This window comes from Bradyrhizobium sp., from assembly GCF_052389815.1.
In the GTDB taxonomy this organism is placed as follows: Bacteria; Pseudomonadota; Alphaproteobacteria; order Rhizobiales; family Xanthobacteraceae; genus Bradyrhizobium.
The window spans coordinates 104,949-123,796 of record NZ_JBQTHN010000005.1; the positions used below are offsets into that span (position 1 = coordinate 104,949).

Annotated in this window: 17 protein-coding genes; 2 read left to right on the forward strand and 15 right to left on the reverse strand. The window is 59.8% G+C overall.

Annotated elements, in window-relative coordinates; genetic code table 11:
• Nucleotides 1–52: 52 nt before the first annotated feature.
• Together ACT4OC_RS01320 and ACT4OC_RS01325 are read right to left on the reverse strand one after the other, a co-directional pair.
• On the reverse strand, nt 53–3,187 hold the full coding sequence (locus ACT4OC_RS01320; protein WP_082529130.1) for an efflux RND transporter permease subunit: 3,135 nt from the start codon (nt 3,185–3,187) through the stop codon (nt 53–55).
• The gene (locus ACT4OC_RS01325; RefSeq protein ID WP_057199283.1) at nt 3,187–4,239 is read right to left on the reverse strand and encodes an efflux RND transporter periplasmic adaptor subunit; all 1,053 of its coding nucleotides are present in this window, start codon (nt 4,237–4,239) and stop codon (nt 3,187–3,189) included. The genes ACT4OC_RS01320 and ACT4OC_RS01325 overlap by 1 nt, the downstream gene beginning before the upstream one ends.
• Nucleotides 4,240–4,483: 244 nt before the next feature.
• On the opposite strand from ACT4OC_RS01325, the gene ACT4OC_RS01330 reads away from it, so the two are divergent.
• Complete coding sequence (locus ACT4OC_RS01330; protein ID WP_057199284.1) at nt 4,484–5,053, forward strand: TetR/AcrR family transcriptional regulator; 570 nt, start codon at nt 4,484–4,486, stop codon at nt 5,051–5,053.
• A gap of 250 nt (nt 5,054–5,303) precedes the next feature.
• Here the strand turns inward: ACT4OC_RS01330 and ACT4OC_RS01335 are convergent, their stop codons facing one another.
• Together ACT4OC_RS01335 and ACT4OC_RS01340 are read right to left on the reverse strand one after the other, a co-directional pair.
• Complete coding sequence (locus tag ACT4OC_RS01335; RefSeq protein ID WP_156402927.1) at nt 5,304–5,504, reverse strand: hypothetical protein; 201 nt, start codon at nt 5,502–5,504, stop codon at nt 5,304–5,306.
• Nucleotides 5,505–7,583: 2,079 nt separating this feature from the next.
• Nucleotides 7,584–7,994, reverse strand: a complete 411-nt coding sequence (locus ACT4OC_RS01340) for a hypothetical protein (RefSeq protein ID WP_444837219.1) — start codon at nt 7,992–7,994, stop codon at nt 7,584–7,586.
• A gap of 126 nt (nt 7,995–8,120) precedes the next feature.
• Between ACT4OC_RS01340 and ACT4OC_RS01345 the strand changes: the two genes are divergently transcribed.
• Entirely contained in the window at nt 8,121–9,269 is a 1,149-nt protein-coding gene (locus ACT4OC_RS01345) for a LysR substrate-binding domain-containing protein (RefSeq protein WP_444837220.1), read from the forward strand.
• Here the strand turns inward: ACT4OC_RS01345 and ACT4OC_RS01350 are convergent.
• From ACT4OC_RS01350 to trbB, 11 genes are all read right to left on the reverse strand, one after another.
• Complete coding sequence (locus ACT4OC_RS01350; RefSeq protein WP_057198315.1) at nt 9,242–9,484, reverse strand: DUF2274 domain-containing protein; 243 nt, start codon at nt 9,482–9,484, stop codon at nt 9,242–9,244. The two genes, ACT4OC_RS01345 and ACT4OC_RS01350, sit on opposite strands and share 28 nt — an antisense overlap.
• A gap of 5 nt (nt 9,485–9,489) precedes the next feature.
• Entirely contained in the window at nt 9,490–10,677 is a 1,188-nt protein-coding gene (locus ACT4OC_RS01355) for a TrbI/VirB10 family protein (RefSeq protein ID WP_057198313.1), read from the reverse strand.
• Nucleotides 10,677–11,618, reverse strand: coding sequence for a P-type conjugative transfer protein TrbG (gene trbG, locus ACT4OC_RS01360; protein WP_057198311.1), 942 nt, complete (start codon nt 11,616–11,618; stop codon nt 10,677–10,679). Before trbG ends, ACT4OC_RS01355 begins: the two co-directional genes overlap by 1 nt.
• A 32-nt stretch (nt 11,619–11,650) precedes the next feature.
• The gene (gene trbF, locus ACT4OC_RS01365) at nt 11,651–12,328 is read right to left on the reverse strand and encodes a conjugal transfer protein TrbF (RefSeq protein ID WP_057198309.1); all 678 of its coding nucleotides are present in this window, start codon (nt 12,326–12,328) and stop codon (nt 11,651–11,653) included.
• Between the two features lie 86 nt (nt 12,329–12,414).
• Entirely contained in the window at nt 12,415–13,641 is a 1,227-nt protein-coding gene (gene trbL / locus ACT4OC_RS01370; RefSeq protein WP_057198307.1) for a P-type conjugative transfer protein TrbL, read from the reverse strand.
• Nucleotides 13,642–14,016 carry a putative entry exclusion protein TrbK-alt gene (trbK-alt, locus tag ACT4OC_RS01375; protein ID WP_057198304.1) on the reverse strand — a complete coding sequence of 125 codons (375 nt, stop codon included), beginning with the start codon at nt 14,014–14,016 and terminating at the stop codon, nt 13,642–13,644.
• Complete coding sequence (gene trbJ, locus ACT4OC_RS01380) at nt 14,013–14,750, reverse strand: P-type conjugative transfer protein TrbJ (RefSeq protein ID WP_057198302.1); 738 nt, start codon at nt 14,748–14,750, stop codon at nt 14,013–14,015. Before trbJ ends, trbK-alt begins: the two co-directional genes overlap by 4 nt.
• On the reverse strand, nt 14,747–17,188 hold the full coding sequence (gene trbE, locus ACT4OC_RS01385; protein WP_057198300.1) for a conjugal transfer protein TrbE: 2,442 nt from the start codon (nt 17,186–17,188) through the stop codon (nt 14,747–14,749). The genes trbJ and trbE overlap by 4 nt, the downstream gene beginning before the upstream one ends.
• Before the next feature lie 8 nt (nt 17,189–17,196).
• Nucleotides 17,197–17,460 carry a VirB3 family type IV secretion system protein gene (locus ACT4OC_RS01390; protein WP_021075729.1) on the reverse strand — a complete coding sequence of 88 codons (264 nt, stop codon included), beginning with the start codon at nt 17,458–17,460 and terminating at the stop codon, nt 17,197–17,199.
• A complete protein-coding gene (locus tag ACT4OC_RS01395; RefSeq protein ID WP_021075728.1) occupies nt 17,460–17,786 on the reverse strand; it encodes a TrbC/VirB2 family protein in 327 nt (108 codons plus the stop codon). Before ACT4OC_RS01395 ends, ACT4OC_RS01390 begins: the two co-directional genes overlap by 1 nt.
• Nucleotides 17,786–18,703: a P-type conjugative transfer ATPase TrbB gene (trbB, locus tag ACT4OC_RS01400; protein WP_057198298.1), complete on the reverse strand. Its 918-nt coding sequence runs from the start codon at nt 18,701–18,703 to the stop codon at nt 17,786–17,788. The genes ACT4OC_RS01395 and trbB overlap by 1 nt, the downstream gene beginning before the upstream one ends.
• Nucleotides 18,704–18,848 lie beyond the last annotated feature (145 nt).

Here is an 18,848-nt window from a genome sequence, read left to right on the forward strand (position 1 = left end):
GCAGAGAGCAAAGCCCGCAACTAGGTGCTCCGGACAAGCAGACGATCGACGTTTACTTTGCGGGGGCTTGGACGACGTCTGTCCGCTTAGTGTCAGTCACAGGACGCGCGCGGGTTACCAAGCGAAAGAACACCGGCACGAACAGGATAGCGACAAAAGTCGCGGCCAGCATACCGCCGATCACGCCCGTGCCGATCGAATGGCGGCTAGCGGATCCGGCGCCGGTGCTGACCGCTAGTGGCAGCACGCCGAGCACGAAAGCCAACGAGGTCATGATAATGGGGCGAAACCGCAAGCGAGCTCCCTCCACAGCGGCTTCAAAGACTGTTGCCCCCTTGCGCATGCGCTGCGCGGCAAACTCCACAATCAGAATGGCGTTTTTGGCGGCCAAGCCGATCAGGGTCACAAGCCCGATCTGGAAATAAACATCGTTGTCGATGCCGCGTAGGAAGATGGCGAGCACGGCCCCGAATACGGCAAACGGCACGGCCGTGATCACCGCAAGCGGCAGTGACCAGCGCTCGTATTGAGCGGCAAGTATGAGAAACACCATCAGAATTCCGAATAAAAAGCCCTGATAGCCGGTGCCGGCAGTGGCGAGTTCTTGGTAGGCTGACCCGATCCAACCGATCGAATAATCTGCTGACAGCGTTTTGGCCGCAATATCCTGCATCGCGGAAATGGCCTGACCAGAGGAGTATCCAGGCGCGGGCTCGCCGAGGATCTTCGCGGCTGGAAAGATGTTGAAGCGATCGACGATGTCGGGGCCGACAACTCGCTCAAGCGATACGACCGCGTTTAGCGGTACCATCGCGTTGTCGAGCGATCTAACGAAGACATGGCGCAGATCGTCAGGCGTTCTTCTGAACTCCGCCTCGGAGGAAAGGCTCACGCGAAACGTACGCCCCAACAGCGTGAAGTCGTTCACGTACAGGCTACCGAAAGTGCTTTGCATGGTGTCGAAGATAGCACTGATCGGAACGCTTAACGCTTTTGCCTTCTCGCGGTCCACATGGATACGGTATTGCGGCACGGCCGTGCTAAACGTGGTACGCACGCCGCGCAACTCAGGACGCTGAGCTGCTGCTTGTATCAAGCTGGTTGTGATCTGCGCCAGGCGATCAAGACTGCCTCCCGAGCGGTCCTGCAAATAGGCTTCGAAACCGCCTGTTGTACTGATGCCTTGGATCGGTGGCGGATTGAAGCCGATGACTACACCGTCGCGAAAGCGCGCATTCAGTGCCGAGAAGCCGGGCACCAACGTGCGGGCATCTGATCGTGGATCGGTGCGCTCGGCCCAATCCTTAAGGGTTACGAAAGCAATGCCTGAATTGGTCTTTTGAGCCAGCGAGAGCAAATCGAAGCCTGAAAAACTGATCACACTAGCAACGGCCGGGTTGGCCTTAAGCCCTTCCGTGATGGTGCTGTTGACCTCGCGCGTGCGATCGACGGCGGCGGCTGGCGGAAGCGCTGTGACGAGAAACGCATAGCCTTGGTCCTCAGCCGGCGCGAGCCCTGTCGGTACTCGGTAAAAGAGGTATGCTGTGCCGGCAAACATCATTGCAACGAGGGTCAGCGACAGCGGCACACGGCGCAGGAAGAAGCCCACAGCATCGCTATAGCACCGAGTGAGTCCTTCGAAGGCGCTATTGAACAGTCGAAAAGGCAGCCACGGTTCAGAATGACCACTCTTGAGCAGCAGGGCGGCGAGTGCAGGTGTAAGAGTAAGTGCAACGACGCCGGAAATCACCACGGACACAGCGATTGTCACGGCAAACTGGCGGTACAGTTCGCCTGCCAAGCCCCCCAGGAACGACACGGGGATGAACACAGCGCACAACACCAGCACGATGGCGATGACCGGACCACTTACTTCCTCCATGGCCTGGATCGCCGCTTCTCGCGCCGACTTCGCTTCCGCGCGCATGATCCGTTCCACGTTCTCCAGCACCACGATGGCATCGTCAACCACGATCCCGATCGCCAAAACCAAACCGAACAGCGTGAGAAGATTTATGGAAAAGCCGAGCACATACATGCCGGCAAAGGTACCGATAATAGAAACCGGGATGGCGATGACCGGAATCAACGTAGCTCGGACATTCTGGAGGAACAGGAACACGACCGCCACGACCAGAATGATAGCCTCGACGAACGTCTTGATCACTTCGCGAATGGACGCTTCGACGAAGCGGGTGGTGTTGAACGGAATATCGTATGTAAGCCCCTCCGGAAAACGCTGGGCGAGGCGGTCCATGGTTTGCCGCACTGCGGCGGCCACCTCCAGCGCATTGGCGTCCGGCTGTAGGTAGATACCGATGGGGACCGCTGGCGCCCCATTGTAGGTCGCCGAAAAAGCGTAGTTGAGCGCGCCAAGCTCGACGCGCGCGACGTCCTTTAGCCTCAACGCCGCGCCTTTCTCGTCGGAACGAAGGATGATGTTCTCGAACTCGCGGGTATCTATGAGCCGCCCCGGGGTACTGACGGAATACGTGAATGGCTCAGCGCCGGGCATCGGTTCTTCCCCGAAGCGGCCGGCAGCGAACTGCGCATTCTGTTCGCGTATCGCGGCGGCGATGTCTCCGATGGCGAGATTGTACTGCGCGACCTTGTCCGGACGAACCCAGATGCGCATGGAGTAGTCGGACGCCCCGAACAGCGAGGCATCGCCGACACCGGGGAGCCGACGAAGCTCATCGATCACATTCACAAGCGCATAGTTGCCGATGAAGATCGTGTCGTAACGACCAGCGGGAGACGACATGGTCACAAGCTGCAGGATCGTGCTCGAGCGCTTTTGCACCGTTACGCCCTGACGGTTGACCTCAATCGGCAGGAATGGAGCCGCACGCTGGACGCGATTGCTGACGTTAATGGTCGCCTGGTCCGAGTTGGTACCGATCTCGAATGTGACGGTCAGGCGCATCGTCCCACTATCCGTTGACGTTGATCGCATGTAGAGCATGCGCTCAACTCCATTGATCTGCTGTTCGAGCGGCGCCGCGACCGTCTCGGCAATGGTTTGTGCGGTAGCGCCCGGATAACTGGCGGTAACAACGACTTCGGGAGGCACGATCTGCGGATACTGCGCGATCGCAAGCACACGCATTGAAACCAGGCCTGCAAGCACGATGACGATGGATAGTACGGAGGCAAGAACTGGCCGGTCGATGAAGAAGCGGGAGATCATTTGGCGCCTTTCTTCGGCGGGTTGCCCTCGCGCGACGGCAGGTTGGCCGGAACTGGTCGGACTGGCGCCCGAGGCCGCACCCGCATGACACCGTCAACCATTAGTTGTTCGCCCGCCTTCAGGCCATCCTCAATCACCACACCGGCGTCGAGCTCTCGGCCGATTTTAATCGGCCGCGCCTCCGCCTTGTCGTCGGCGCCAAGCACATAAACAGAGGCACCGCGCGGCCCCTGCATGACCGCTTGTTTGGGAATGATAATCGCATCAGGAAGGGTGACGCCATGGAGCCGGACCCGCACGAATTGGCCAGGCAGAATCGTGCCGTCGGCATTCGGAAAGATGGCGCGGAACTGGATCGTTCCCGTCTGAGAATCGATAATGCTGGCTGACAAGTCGAGCTTCCCGGTGTGCGGATGTTTGGTTCCCTCGGCATAGTGAAGCTCGACCGAGACGTCCTTCCGCGCGATCGGAACAGCGCGCTTTCGGTTCATGCTGCGTAGCGACTGATAGTCCGCATCTGTGAGCGCGAAGTGGACATAAGCCGGATCGAGTGGGGTGATAGTCGTCAGCAAGGTCTGCTGCGCAAGAATGAGAGTGCCCTCCGGTGGCGAGCGCAGACTGGTCATGCCGGCTACTGGCGCTTTGATGGTCGTATATCCGAGATTGAGCGTCGCATTGCCGACCTCGGCTTGAGCGAGCTTTACCGACGCTTCGGCGGCATCACGCGCGCCACGGGCGTCGTCGAGCTGCTTTTGAGTGGTCACCTGACGGATCGCCAGCTCTTCGACGCGCCGAAAATTCTGCTCGGCCTGGACGAAGTTGGCCTGAGCCTGCGCCAGTTGAGCTTGCGCACGATCCAACGCAACTTGGTAAGGACGGGGATCAATGCGGAAAAGGACCTCGTCTTCCTTCACCCGGGCACCTTCCGCATACTCGCGCTTAAGCAAAATGCCGCCCACCTGCGAGCGGATCTCAACGTCGCGGACACCGGCAACGCGACCAGCATAGATCAGGGGAAGCTCGACGGTCTGTGGTGTGACGGTGATCACCCCCACCTCGGGCGGTGGCGCTGGCCTCGCCGTTGTCGCAGGCGGTGCCGCGCGCATAGCATGCCAAGCGTAAGCCGTCGCGGCTATGCCTACGGCGACTAACAGCAGCGCAAGGCTACGTCTGTACATCTTGGCCGACCTACGTCATTTAGACTGGGCAGTCTAAATGGGTACCCAACCTATGCCAATGCGTCAAGAAACGGAACCGACAAGACGACGGTCATCCGGTCGACATGACATCCATGTGGCCATACTCAAAGCGGCATCAGAACTCTTCGGTCGACAGGGCTTTTCCGCCACTTCCATGGACGAGATCGCGCTTAAGGCAGGGGTGGCCCGCCAAACGATCTACAATCACTTCTCAGGAAAGGATCAGGTGTTCCAAGCCTTGGCAGAGTACTTCGCCGATCTGGTAACCGCCTCGCTGCCCGAGTTTGCGGACGGCTCGGACCTAAGCTCTAGCCTCATCGATCTGGCCCGTCGCATTCGTTCGCAACTGCTCGCCCCCACTTCGATCGCCTTGCACAGGGTGCTAATCTGGGAGGCGCCGCATTTTCCAGAACTCGCCAAGGCGGTGTATGCGGCTGGTCCCCACCGGTTGATTTCCCAGCTCGCGACGCAACTTGCGGCGAAGTCGTCAAGGCGCCTTTCGCCGGCCGAAGCGATGCACGCGGCAGAGCAGTTTGTAGGTATGATCCTCGGGCGCAGCCAACTCCGAGCCCTCCTCGGCGTAGGCGAGCCCACTGAGGCCCATGCCGCAGCACGTGTCGAACAGACGGTGGAAGCGTTCCTAAAAGGATGGGATCTTGGCTGATCTTGCCCCTGTTTGCCCTCTGTACCGGGTTTGGCCCCGCTTGGGGCGCCGCGCACCCGTTCGGTGCGAGCCCGTCGAGGCTCGTGCGGGGTCGGCTGGTGTTTTAGTCGATCCTTCCATTCCTTGATGATCTGCGGGCCTCGATGACATTGGTGAACAGGTGCTCGTCGGGACGCTGGTCGCGCAACCAGTCCTTGAAGCTTTCCACAAACCCATTCCGGCGGCTTGCCGGGGGAGATGTATTGCCACTTCATCCCGAGGTCTTCCTGCCTGGCCGACATGGTGTTTGAGGTGAACTCGGTGCCTTGTCGCTGACGATCATGCGGGCTTGGCCTCGCGCCTCGATAACGCGGTCAAGCTCGCGGATCACCCGCAGTGCGGTGAACGAGGTATCCACGTGCGTATTCCAGCCGATCGTGATCACCCATTCCAGGCCATCGTGATCACCCATTCCAGAGCATCGTGATCACCATTTCCAGCCGATCGCGATCGCGATTTCCACCCAGCCCGATCGGGGGCAACCAGGCGGCGCGCACCGCTGACAGTCTGCAATCCGGAGATGCCCGACCGAGAGACTGTCCATGCGCCACATTCGCGAAGTTCTACGCCTGCATTACAGCGTCGGCATGTCGCAACGCGCCGTTGCCCGCAGCCTCGGGCTGGCCCAGGGCACGGTCAGTCAAAGTAACGGCTGCCGTGTTCGGATTCTTGAGGACGAGTACTTTCTTGGAGTTGACCTAGCGAAAGCGCTGAGACCACTTGGTGCAGAGGTCATCGGGCCCATTCCTGAGCTTTCCGGGCGATCGAGCCGGATAGCTTTGATGTGGCCGTACTCGATATCAATATACGAGGAAGCTCATCCTATTCGCTGGCGGACGAGCTCATGTAGCAACACCTCGGCACGGTCTGGTAAGGGCTAGACTGAAGCGCCCTTTTCAGCGGTGTAGCGCCTCAGAACTCGTCCAACGAGCAAGGCACCCCGCCACGCTGAGTACAGCGGTCACGCAGCTCGTTGGCAATCTCCTGTGTGACGTCGCGTGACCAGCCGCCGGCGGGATTGAAGGCGATTGCGCGGGCTGGATTTAGATGTCCAGTAGGTCTCGGATCAAGGCGGGCCGCTCTGTGTCCGCTTCGCGGTTTCGCGCCAAGCCCGCCCGTACTTCCCCCCAAGGTCGTCCAGCACGAGATAAATATCCCGATCGATTTGGTCTGGTACGATCGACGGTGAGCCAGCCATTACGCAACTCCATCTAGCTCTAAGTCAAAATAGCTCCTATCGTTCGTTCCTAATTAGTAAACAATCTCCTGTAACGTTGGTGGCAGCCTTGCTTGAGCTACCTCGACCACCGGCTACACGGCTTGCCGCACAGAGAGTCGCGCCTCACTTACTTGCCGTAGGACGCGTCTTACTCTCCTTCGCCCCGGTCCTCTTTCGGCATCCCTGACCGGACTTTGACGGCGGTCCGCCGGCGATGGCCAAGCCGGCCATGAAGGCTGGCGGATCCGCCGGAAAAGTTTGCTCAAGGGCAAGATCGAGGTCTTCGTCGCGCAAGGGGCTCTCCTAACAGGCCAGAAAGAACGCGAGATTGCAGACGCGGTTTCTGATCTGGAGGCGGGAGATCGGGACTGCACTGCCTCTCCTCCGTGGTGCCTTCATAGCGGCCCGGGTTTACCCCGCCTCTAGATCAGCGCGCGCCGGTGATCTAGGCAAGACACCTTGGCACGCAAGACCCCTCCTCTTGAAACCGAGGCCTCCGAGCTAGTTCATAAGTGCCGCGCAGCGAAGCGGCGCCGGATGTCGGCAAGGGCCCGGCCAAAGGCGTCGGGTCCTGGCCCGATGGGACTTGTATCCACGTTGCTCAACGAGGATGTGGTATGAGAACGCACGATCCAATGTCGCTCTGGTGGTCAAATACCGCACCGACGATCAACTCTGGAGATCACCGTCATTTTCGAGCGGAACTCGTCGGTGGCGAAGGGCCGCAAAGGCCAGGATAAGACCTCGAGCAAGATTGCCGCAAGAGAGGGCGCGTGCACCGCCCCGCGCCGTCTCCCGCTTTTGCTGAGAGAGAATGAACCAAAACAGAGTTACGCGTGCCACCTACTGCGCTCGCCTTTCGGTTAAGGGAGGTTTGACCATGGCAATGCTGCCCCTATCTCTCAAGAAGAGAGGCTAACTTGGGCAGCCGGCGCTGGGCGTCCGAAGTGGAGCGGCTCGCGCTCCAGCGGCTTCGCTGTCTCAGCGGCCGGTATAGATCGAGCTTGCATGTTCATGTTGGTCTGCTCCCGGGCGAGCCGCGCTTCGCTTGCGTAACTCGTCGAGACGGCCCGCGAGGCTTCTGGGTCACCTGGCTGGAACCGCTTCGGTTTCTTCATGGTACGCCACCGTCTTCTACCAAACCAGCGACGCACTTCTGCGTTTGCTCCAAAATCAGGGCTGTGGCCCTCGTTGTCTAGCAAGCCGCGCAGAGATCACTGTGAATGTCGGCAAGCGCCTCGTTGAATGCCTCGAGGCAACTCATCAGTTGTCCTACGTTCTGCAGGCGCGCGTGCACATGATGCCGAGCAAACGGAAGACCATCACCGGCGGCTCGCCATGCGCCATGCGAAATTGCGGTCCGACTGATTCGAACAGGACATTCACGGCGGGCAATGCCTGCTTGATCCGGTCCAAAATGCCTTCGATGTCTTCAGGCTGCAGCCGACGAGATGGGCGATCTGGCGCTGCGGTGCGGCAGGCGGCATAGGGCCAAGCTCCGTCACGATCTGGTTCTCGATTTACTGCCGGACTTGCTATGGCGCATTGCGGATCTGGTCCGCCGTCAAGGTAGGTCCGATCTTCTAAAGGCACCCTGCCGAACAGGCCGTTTTGGCTACTAATCGGAATCAAGCCCGCAAATACCGCATAAACCCTTGAACAGTTCGCGCTCCGGCCAGCCACGGCCGGCACCGTGGTAAGGCACCTGTTAGGCGCTACAAGCCAGGTAAAACGACTCGGCCCTTCTGACGTCAACATTCTTCAGACTCACCCTGAATAGCAGCCCTCTGCAGGTAAGATTGGTTCGCCATGCCGGCCAACGAGATCAGATTCGCGGTAGCCGATAGGCAGGACAGTTTGCTGGCGATAGTCATCGCCTATCGCTCAATAGGCACCGGGGCTCACAAGTCGCTGGCAGCTTATCACCACTGCAATCTACAACTAAGAATCGTCTCAATCTTGTGTACAACCGATGCACCTTTTTTCTTTCATATGGATGGTGCGGTAGTCATGGAGCGTCCCGGGCTGCTGAGGGGAGGACGGCCCCTTGGCTTGAATTTGGATCAACTTCAACAGGCAATCACAGCGGCAGATTACGGCAGCTTTCGGCAAGCCGCCGAAGTACTGTCAATCAAGCAATCGACCATTAGTCGTTCAATTCAGCTGCTCGAACACAGCTTTGGAGTCCATATATTTGAGCGATCAAGTGGGGGAGTGCGTGCGACCCCGGCCGGCCGTCACTTCTTGAGCGTAGCGCGCTCGATAGTCGAGCAGCTGGATGCGCTTGCTGCTACTATGAGGGCAAGTGGCCGTGGCGAAGCTGGCCGACTTGCAGTTGGCTTCTGTACATCTCTCGCCGCGGGCAATTTGAGAGCATCGCTGCTGGACCTTCTTCAGAGATTTCCTCAAATCGAACTCTCTACCGTGGAACGACGGCGCGCCCATCTGATGGCGGCGCTTCGTAATGGTGCGCTGGACGTTCTGATCTTGACGGGAGGGACATCATCTCAAAAAACCAGCAGAATGCCGCTTTGGAATGAGCGGGTGTTGGTCGTCTTGCCTGCGGAACATCCTCTGGCGCAGCGAAAAGTCATTTATTGGACGGACTTACGAGACGAGACGGTTATCTTGAGTCACTACGATCCGGGAAGTGAAATTGAAGATCTGTTGGTTCCAAAGCTTGTATCGCCCGATGATCGACCGAAGATTGAACGTCACGATATCAGTCGTGGCATTGTAAAGAGCCTGGTCACAATGAAGGTCGGCATCAGCCTTGTTCTGGAATCGGACGCAGGTGCCACTCTTTCCGGTCTCGTATATCGAGAACTACGGGACGGCAGTGGACCGAGCGTGTTGAACTATTCAGCCTATTGGCAAAAGGATAACGAAAATTCGGTCCTAGAAACCTTCCTGAAGCTACTCTCTGAGCGCTACCCATCACCTTGCTCGGGAAATTGACGCGCTCGGCGGGCCTTTGCAAAAGCTCGATCGGTCGCCATGAACCGAGCCAGCATCGGCGCAATCAACTTGGCAGGATCGCTTATGGTCTGTCCGGTTTGGCGGGCCAGAACCTCAGCGTAGGTTACCAGATCGCGATGTATGTTCGTCGGCAGTTCGAACGTGAGCTTGACCGGCTTAGCATCCTCGAATGCTCCTAGCTTAAGCTTCGCCATCGACCTTATCCCTTGTAAGTCTCAAGCACCAGGTCCCGATTGACGAGCACTCTCACGGGAAATCCCGGACGGATCGTCAAAGTTGGCTGGATGTTGAGATTGCGACGAACGACCTGTTGGCCGGTCTGGTTTAGAGAATCACCTGCCCCACGACGCAGCGCTTGAAGGATGGCGCCGTTGGTGCTGCTAATGTCCGGCCCAGAATTCGCCTCGGTGCCCACGGCGAGCAGGGTTGAAAGCGCAGCTGCTCCGAGCATCTCTTTCCAATGATTATCGATCTCATCCTGAAGACCGGAATATCCCAAGGCATCCACGCCGGGTTGGCGCTCCAAAACGATCGAACGCCCGTTCGGCATGATGAGCCGTGTCCAAACCAGGAGGACTCGTGACTGTCCGAACGCAATCTGGCAATCGTAGATCCCAATCAACCGCGCGCCCTGCGGGATAAGACGAGCCCGCCCTGTCGGGGTATCGTAGACATTCTCAGTTACCTGAGCCGTGATCAGACCGGGCAGATCGGAACGAATCCCAGTAATCAGAGCGGCGGGAATGATAGTGCCGGCTTGAACAACAAAGGGGGAGGCCTGCTTCATCAGACGGTCAGGGCTAGTGGTGCGTCGATCGACCGATGCATTGACGAACGCGAGTTTACGATCCTGACCGTTTTGGGCAAATGCGTCGTCAGTTGAAGTGGCTCCCGTTGGCGGCGCTTCGGCTGACGGCGCTTGACTAGGCGATGGTCGGGTAACGGTAGTAGCAAACACTTTGCTGGTACGAGCAGCTTCGCTTTCCTGGATGGCTCGTTGCTGCTCGGCATCCACTGCAAGCGGGCCAGCTTGAGTCTGTGCCGCGACAATCGGACGGCCAAGATCACCTGGTAAAGGCGGCCCTAGTCGTGGCACGTCCGGGGGAATTGAGCCGTAGTCCTTGGGTAGGCTTGCAAGCTTATCCGCCACATTGTGGTGATCGGTCGAGTAGAGTTCGTCCGAGACGGAACCCCGCTCGCGTGTTTGCAGCGCCAGAAAAACAGCAGCGGACATGAGGATCAGCGCCAAAGCAGTGCCCCCGATCAGCGCTTTGCGCGAGAGCCGTGCGACCTGCTGGCGCTCCGGCCGCAACCGAAAAGAACTCGCCATCTCTGCCTCGGGCCCCGGCCGAACGCCGTTCGTGGGCCCCTGTTCGGTGTTGCTCATCAATTTCTCCCGTCGGTTCTGACGATGCGGACCTTCTGCTGGTCTTCGCCCCCCAGCCGCAGTTCGGCTGCTGCGAACAATCGGTCGACAATCAGGACGTTGCCGAACGCCCGGTAATTGACGAGTCCCGTCTTCCCGTCGGAGTTGATGACAAACAGTGGGGGCATCTCGCCTTGCCCGATACCAGGCGAGAATTCGATGTAGACCTTGCGGCCGTCGTCAAAAGCGCTGACGGGGCGCCATGGAGGATTATCGCCCTCAAAGGCGTATCGATAGCGCCGATGGGCAGCGTCCGGAATGAAGGGTTTTGGCGGAAGCGCACGACCGCGAGCGGCCCGGTCTTCAGGATAGAACCAGGAGACCGATGGCATGTATGATTTTTCACGCGAGCGCAGTTCGATCAGGTACGTCCGCCGATCTGTGTTGAGAACGAGGTTGGTTTCGATGGCGGCTCGTGTCGGCTTGACCATGATATGGACCCGCCGTGTATCGCCACTGCCGCTCTCGGTATCGCCAACGACCCAGCGTACGGTGTCCCCTGCGGCCACGGGTCCTGAGCCGATCAACTGCTCACCCGGCTCCAACGCGATATCGGTGATCTGTCCTGGCGCCGCATAGACTTGATAAAGCGCGCCAGGACTATACGGAAACACCTGCACGGCGTTGAAATATCCGGCCTTCCGAGGTTGAATGCGGGCCGCATCGTTGGCGCTTTCGATCCGATCAACGGGTGCTTCAGCTTCCTTCTCCTTGCCACCGCGCGCCGGCGTCCAAACGGGTGGGACGTGAAGGGGGCGCGGTCGGTCGTCCGTGAGCTGCGGCTGATCTGGCAGCGTCGGGATTTCGTCGTCATAACTGATCTGCGGAGGTTTGAATGTTGTGCATCCCGCGAGGGCATATGCGCAGATCAGGAGAACCGGAAACCCCTTCCCCATTTTCATTCGCAGTGAAGGTTGGTCTGTCGACGTCACTGTCAAAACTCCTTGGACCAGTTGATAGCGTTGACGTAGATGCCAAGGGGGTTTTTGCGCAGCCGATCGATGTCGCGCGGCGGTTCTACGACAACGCTGACGATGGCACTCCACCGCTCGGTGGCGGCAAGCTGACCATTCTCGTAGCGGCGTTCGATCCAGGCGATGCGGAAGCTCTCAGGCGAAGCCCTGATAACGCTGGATAGTTCGACGGCGACCTGGATCTTCCCGACTTTTGTGAACGGGTCGCTGTTGCGGGCGTAGTCGTTCAGCGCGGCGGCGCCGCGATCGGTCGTGAAATCGTACGCTCGAAGCCAATCTTCACGTAGCACGATCGCGTCCATGGGGAGGGCGCGGACATGCTCGATGAAGCGGGCGAGATGGAAGGCGATTTGAGGGTCGGTCGCCTTATATGTCGAGGTTGCCGGCGCGACCATCTTTGCTTCGCCGAGGCGGTCGACTTCAACAACCCACGGCGTAATTGATCCCTGTGCCGACTGCCAGACGAGAGCAGCTGCAAAGCCAGCAGAGAGGAACAGACAACCAAACGCCATCAGGCGCCAATTCCCGGCCTGGACACGCGCCGAGCCGATCCGATCATCCCAAACCTGCGCGGCTTTTTGGTAAGGCGTAACCGGCTGAGGTGTGCGGCCATAGTGAACGGCGGATCGTTTGAACATGCTTGACCTCGACATACGAGAAATCGGACGTGGGCGGTGTTTGCTGCGTTTGAAGAGTTCTGAGAGGTGCGCCGATGGCGCTGATCTCAGCGCTCTGTATCCCTGAGATCGACGGAGGCCCCACCACCGCCGTGGTCCCCAGACCGCAGCGCCTGCGTCGTCGCGGAGACACCATGACTGACCGCCTGTCCACGCATGCGGCGAACCCAGGCGGGTGCGCCTCCAGATGACGCATCCGCGCCGCCGGCTTCATCGCCCGCGGCATTTGATCTGCCAAAGCGGGCGGCCAGCGATCGCAGGGGACTCGCTGCCGAAGTGGCGCCCGCCTCCCCGGTTTGCGCGCCCGTCCGAAAGGCGGATGCCGCGCCGCCTATGAGCGCGCTGCCTCCCCTCGCCGCGCCTCCAACCATGCTGCCGGTGAGAGCAGCCCCGCCTGCTGCGAGTGCTGCTCCGGCGGCAACCACACCACCTGCGGCCATCGTGGTTCCGACGGCCGCACCGGCCCCAAGTTGAGGACCGCCAGATACAATGCCGTTGGCAATTCCCGGCCCGAAGATACCGAGGCCAAGCAACGAGAGAGCCGCGAGCACCAGTGCCATCGCATTTTCGATAGTCGGCTGGTTGCCGCCAAACCCTGAGGTGAACTGGGAGAACAGCGTCGATCCGATGCCAACAATTACCGCCAGCACCAGGACCTTGACACCCGACGAGATCACATTTCCCAAGACCCGTTCGGCTGCGAAGGCCGTCTTCCCAAACAGGCCAAAGGGAATCAGCACGAAGCCGGCCAGGGTAGTCAACTTGAACTCGATCAAGGTAATAAAGAGCTGGATGGCGAGGATGAAGAACGTCAGCAGCACGACAATCCAGGCAAACAGCAGCACCACGATCTGTACAAAATTCTCGAAGAAGCTGACGTAGCCCATCAGTCTTGAAATCGATTCCAGGATCGGCCGTCCGGCCTCCAGGCCGACCTGAGCGATCCGTCCAGGCCTGAGGAACTCTGCCGATGACAAGCCGGTGCCAGAAGCCTTTAATCCTAAGCCGGCAAAGCTCTCGAAGACGATGCGTGCAAGGGTATTCCAGTTACCGATAAGGAAGGCGAAGACGCCGACGAACATCGTCTTCTTCACGAGGCGAGCGATGATGTCCTCATCGGAGCCCCAGACCCAGAACAGGCCCGCCAGCGTGATGTCGATGGCTGCAAGCGTGGACGCGAGATACCCGACCTCATTTCCCACCAGGCCAAAGCCGGAGTCGATATAGCGGGTGAACGTTTCCAGAAACTGGTCGATGATGCCTGTACCACCCATCTATCGCTCCGTCGGCTGAGGTGCCGGAAACAAACCGGGCGGCAAACGGCTCTGATCCTTGACGGACGCAGGCGGTGTGGCGTCTGGATCGGGCCGGGCGGGATTGCGCGGAGTGTCGATGTTCTGCCTTATGAAGTGGCGGCGCTGTTCCGCCCAAACCTTTCGGCATTCGGCAAGTCTGTCTTTTTGCTCGTATCCAACTGAACGACATCGCTCGAGCTCGGCTGTCTGGGGATCGCCTTCTCGGACGACCGAAGAGGCAGGCTGAGGCTGATTGTCGTCGTCACGCAGGTGGATGGTGCAAGCAGCAGCGAGCACGACGACAAAGATTGTCACGCCGAGAGACAGCGCCTTGAACGCCCTGAAATCGCTCATTGGTGAAACATCTGCACGCTTGTGGGTTGGTAACCTCGGCTCTGCGTCAGGAAACGCCGGAGTTGCTCCCTGCCTTGGTCCTGAGCAGCCGTTCGCTGAGCAGATTCCAGGTTTTGGGCGCGTCCTTGAGCGGCGACTGTTGCCGTGAGATCGGCCAGTTGTTGTGCCTGAAGCGCGAGAAGCTGATTGCCGGCCTGGCTCGCTTGCAGCGCTCCAGTTGCCCCTTGGCTCGCACCAACCAGCGCCGCCATCTGGGCGCGATTGGTGTCGAGGTTACCTACCACCGTCGCCTGGACCCGCATGGCGTCTTGAAAGCTCGCAACGGAGTTTTGCCAACGCACCTGCGCGTTCGCAATCAGCGCCTGGTCCGTAGCGTCGGGGGATGCCGGCGCATACGTGGCAGAAAACGCGCGATCGATTTGCTGGATGTCGAAAGAGATGCGCTGGGCTTGGGCGAGCAATTGCTGGGTACGCTGGATCGACAGCTCCAACTGCTGCAGCGACGAGTATGGCAAGCTCGCGAGATTCCTGGTCTGATTGACCAGCATCTGCGCCTGATTTTGCAGCGATGCGATCTGGTTGTTGATCTGCTGCAAAGCTCGAGCGGCGGTCAGAACGTTCTGGGCATAGTTGTTGGGATCAAACACAACCAACTGCGTGAAGGCCGGATTGGGACCGACGAGCACGGCAAGTGCGACCACGCCAGCGGCAGCGAAACGACGGAAGCGGTTCATTTAGAAGCCTCCAGTTCAGCGAGGTGTGGGATGAGATCGGTCGCCCAAGCGACGTCGCGGGCCTTCAGCCATCCACTCACGAAGCTCTCGCGGCTATGTTCAGCCAATACTCGATCGATCAGAGATTGGTCGGCCTTGGAGGAAGCGGCGGTGAAGGCAAGCGCGACCTCGCCAAGTCCGAGTTCGAACAGGCGATTGCCCCGGCGTGACTGGCAGTAATAGTCTCGCTTGGGAATCGCCCGCGCCAGGATTTCGATTTGCCGGTCATTGAGCCCAAATCGCCGGTAGATCGTCATGATCTGCGGCTCGATAGCGCGATCGTTGGGCAGCAGGATCCGGGTCGGGCAACTCTCGATGATAGCAGGCGCGATTGCTGACCCATCGATATCTACAAGCGATTGGGTCGCAAACACGACCGACGCATTCTTCTTGCGAAGCGTCTTCAGCCATTCACGGAGCTTGCCGGCAAAGTCCGCATCATCAAGCGCGAGCCAACCCTCGTCGATGATGAGCAGCGTTGGGCGCCCGTCGAAACGGCTCTCGATGCGGTGGAACAGATAAGCCAGGACGGCCGGCGCGACGGCAGTTCCGATCAATCCGTCGGTCTCAAAAACCTGGACCGATGAGCTACCGAGGTGCTCATTCTCGGCATCGAGCAAGCGGTCATAGGGACCGCCAAGGCAATAGGGCTGGAGCGCTCGCTTCAGGATATTCGATTGGAGGAGGACCGAGAGACCTGTGAGGGTCCGCTCCTGACGAGGAGCCGATGCCAACGAGGTCAGCGCAGTCCAGACATGATCCTTGGTCTCTGGGGTGACGTCGATCTTTTCTCGCGACAGGATCGAGGCGACCCATTCTGCCGCCCATCCACGCTCCGCGACCTCATCGATCCCCGCAAGTGGCTGCAGGGACACAAATTCATCCGTCTCTCCCGCGACCGCACCGCCGAGGTCATGCCAGTCCCCGTCCATGGCCAATGCCGCCGCGCGCATCGACCGGCCGAAATCGAAGGCAAAGACCTGTGCGTCTGGATAGCGGCGGAACTGCAGGGCCATCAACGCCAGGAGTACCGACTTGCCCGCCCCGGTCGGGCCAACAACGAGGGTATGCCCTACATCGCCAAGGTGGAGCGAGAACCGAAACGGCGTGGACCCTTCCGTCTTGGCAAAGAACAGCGGGGGTGCCTTGAGGTGATGGTCCCTCACCTCGCCCGCCCAAACCGCCGACAAGGGGATCATATGGGCGAGGTTGAATGTCGAGATCGGCGGCTGGCGGACGTTGGCGTAAACGTGGCCCGGCAGGCTGCCGAGCCAGGCCTCGACCGCATTCACAGTCTCGATCATGCAGGTGAAATCACGCCCCTGGATGACCTTTTCCACTAGGCGCAGCTTTTCGTCGGCAGCTCGGGGATCTCCGTCCCAGACCGTGACAGTCGCCGTAACAAAGGCTTCCCCGATTTGATCGGTGCCTAGTTCCTGCAGGGCCGCATCGGCATCGATCGCCTTGTTGTGGGCGTCGGTATCAAGAAGGGCCGATGCCTCGTTGGTCATCACCTCCTTCAGGATCGCAGCGATCGACTTGCGTTTGGCAAACCATTGGCGCCGGATTTTTGTCGCGAGCTTCACGGCGTCGTTCCGGTCGAGCATGAGCGCCCGCGTCGACCAGCGATAAGAAAATGCCAGACGGTTCAGGTCATCAAGAATCCCAGGCACGGTCGCGGTCGGAAATCCGACGACTGTCAGCACCCGCAGATGGGCCGCTCCCAGCATCGGCTCAAGACCGCCCGTCAGCGGTTGATCGGCAAGCAGCGCGTCGAGATACATGGGTATTTCGGGGACACGAACCCGATGGCGCCTGGTCGAGATCGTTGAGTGCAGATAGGTCAACGTTTCCTGATCATCGAGCCAGCCACATTCCGGCATGAAGCTTTCAATGAGTTGCAGGACACGGTTGGTCCGATCGACAAAACCGGCCAGCGCCTCCCGCGCGTCTGCACCGAAGGTCCGGTTGCTGCCCTCGTAAAGCAGCCGCTCGGCCAGGGCCGCTCCTTCGGCAGGCGGCAGATAAACCAAAGTCAGGTAGTAGCTGGACTCGTAATGGGCGCTGGCCTCCTCGAACTGCGCCCTGCGCTCGGCGTCGACCAGGGCGGACGCCACATCCGGGAACGTGTTCGGAGGGTAGGCTCCCGCGGCATGCCGTTGTCCCTCGACAAACAGAGCCCAGCCGGATCCGAGGCGACGCAGGGCATTGTTCAGGCGCCCGGCGACGGCGACGAGTTCGGCCGGCACAGCGCTGTCGAGATCCGGTCCTCGAAACTTCGCCGTCCGCTGAAAGGAGCCGTCCTTGTTCAGGACAATGCCCTCGTCGACAAGAGCAGCCCACGGCAGGAAGTCCGCCAGGCGCACATTCGAGGAACGGTATTCGGCAAGATTCATCATGGAAGGACTCACGTGGAGAGGTGACCAGGGATACGGATGTGCCGGCGCGTGACCTCGACGAACTCCGGATCGCGTTTCGCAGCCCAAACGGCGGCCATATGACCGATGAACCAGAGCAGAAGACCGGCAAGCCAAAGCCGCAGACCGAGACCGAGTGCGGCTGCCAAGGTGCCGTTTAGAATGGCAACGGCCCGCGGTGCGCCACCCATCAGGATCGGCTCGGTCAAGGCGCGATGCACGGGGGCAACAAACCCTGGGATCTGCTCATCCATCAGATCACCACGCCGCCGCCGAACGAGAAGAACGACAGAAAGAAGCTCGATGCGGCGAACGCAATCGACAGACCAAACACGATCTGGACCAGCCGACGAAAACCGCCCGACGTGTCACCGAAAGCCAGGGACAGCCCGGTCACGATGATGATGATAACGGCGACGATCTTGGCGACCGGGCCTTCGACCGACTGCAGGATCTGATTGAGCGGTTGCTCCCACGGCATATTCGAGCCTGCGGACCAGGCCGGCGAAGCGAACAGGCAGAAGGCCGCAATTGATGCGGTCGTAACGGCCCTTCGGCCGAGAGGCGATCGGCAGTTCATCACTGGTCTCCTGATGCTGAGAGGCTGTAGTCGCCCGACGTCCCGAGCCCGGCGACGTGAGCAAGTTCGGAAACGCGGCGATCAGCGCCACGGCCAGCAAGAACGGCTATGACGTTCACGGTCTCGGCGATCAGGGCGCGCGGTACCGTAACCACCGCCTCCTGGATGAGCTGTTCGAGCCGGCGTAAGGCTCCGAGCGCGCTGCCTGCGTGGATGGTACCGATTCCCCCGGGATGCCCGGTACCCCAGGCCTTGAGCAGGTCGAGAGCTTCGGCCCCGCGGACCTCGCCGATTGGAATACGATCGGGACGCAAGCGAAGGGATGAACGCACGAGATCCGAAAGCGACACCACGCCGTCCCTGGTGCGCAAAGCGACAAGGTTTGGCGCCTTGCACTGGAGCTCTCTTGTGTCTTCGATGAGAACGATGCGATCGGAAGTCTTGGCGACTTCCGCGAGCAGCGCGTTCGTGAGCGTCGTTTTGCCGGTTGATGTTCCGCCGGCAACCAGGATGTTCTTGCGTGAACTAACGGCTTGCCGCAGCGCTATAGCCTGTTCTGACGTCATGATCCCTGCCAAGACGTAGTCATCAAGCGTAAAGATAGCGACGGCCGGTTTGCGGATCGCGAACGCTGGAGCCGCAACAACTGGCGGCAACAAACCTTCAAAACGTTCGCCAGTTTCAGGTAGCTCGGCCGATACACGGGGTGCACCCGCATGCACTTCACCACCCACGTGGTGAGCGACCAGCCGAATGACGCGCTCCCCGTCTGGCGCTGACAGGATCTCACCGGTGTCCGTCAGACCGCTCGACAAACGGTCGATCCACAATCGGCCGTCAGGGTTTAGCATCACCTCGACGACTGAAGGATCTTCCAGAAAGCGCGAGATCGCGGGGCCAAGTGCAGTGCGCAGCATGCGCGCGCCGCGAGATATTGCCTCCGATTGAATGGAATGGATTGTCACCACCGTCCCCACAAATGAAGTCGCCTGAACGACCTCAGTGGGATCAATTAGAAAAGGCAGTAAACCTCTTCGCGCAACAAGCGGGATGTTTGGTTCG

Bases quoted from the DNA above. Each gene is read 5' to 3' on its own strand.
- ACT4OC_RS01335 (WP_156402927.1), bottom strand. From the start codon at position 5,504: ATGGGTGATCACGATGGCCTGGAATGGGTGATCACGATCGGCTGGAAT.
- ACT4OC_RS01345 (WP_444837220.1), top strand. From the start codon at position 8,121: ATGCCGGCCAACGAGATCAGATTCGCGGTAGCCGATAGGCAGGACAGT.
- ACT4OC_RS01350 (WP_057198315.1), bottom strand. From the start codon at position 9,484: ATGGCGAAGCTTAAGCTAGGAGCATTCGAGGATGCTAAGCCGGTCAAG.
- ACT4OC_RS01355 (WP_057198313.1), bottom strand. From the start codon at position 10,677: ATGAGCAACACCGAACAGGGGCCCACGAACGGCGTTCGGCCGGGGCCC.
- trbG (WP_057198311.1), bottom strand. From the start codon at position 11,618: ATGAAAATGGGGAAGGGGTTTCCGGTTCTCCTGATCTGCGCATATGCC.
- trbF (WP_057198309.1), bottom strand. From the start codon at position 12,328: ATGTTCAAACGATCCGCCGTTCACTATGGCCGCACACCTCAGCCGGTT.
- trbL (WP_057198307.1), bottom strand. From the start codon at position 13,641: ATGGGTGGTACAGGCATCATCGACCAGTTTCTGGAAACGTTCACCCGC.
- trbK-alt (WP_057198304.1), bottom strand. From the start codon at position 14,016: ATGAGCGATTTCAGGGCGTTCAAGGCGCTGTCTCTCGGCGTGACAATC.
- trbJ (WP_057198302.1), bottom strand. From the start codon at position 14,750: ATGAACCGCTTCCGTCGTTTCGCTGCCGCTGGCGTGGTCGCACTTGCC.
- trbE (WP_057198300.1), bottom strand. From the start codon at position 17,188: ATGATGAATCTTGCCGAATACCGTTCCTCGAATGTGCGCCTGGCGGAC.
- ACT4OC_RS01390 (WP_021075729.1), bottom strand. From the start codon at position 17,460: ATGGATGAGCAGATCCCAGGGTTTGTTGCCCCCGTGCATCGCGCCTTG.
- ACT4OC_RS01395 (WP_021075728.1), bottom strand. From the start codon at position 17,786: ATGAACTGCCGATCGCCTCTCGGCCGAAGGGCCGTTACGACCGCATCA.
- trbB (WP_057198298.1), bottom strand. From the start codon at position 18,703: ATGCTGCGCACTGCACTTGGCCCCGCGATCTCGCGCTTTCTGGAAGAT.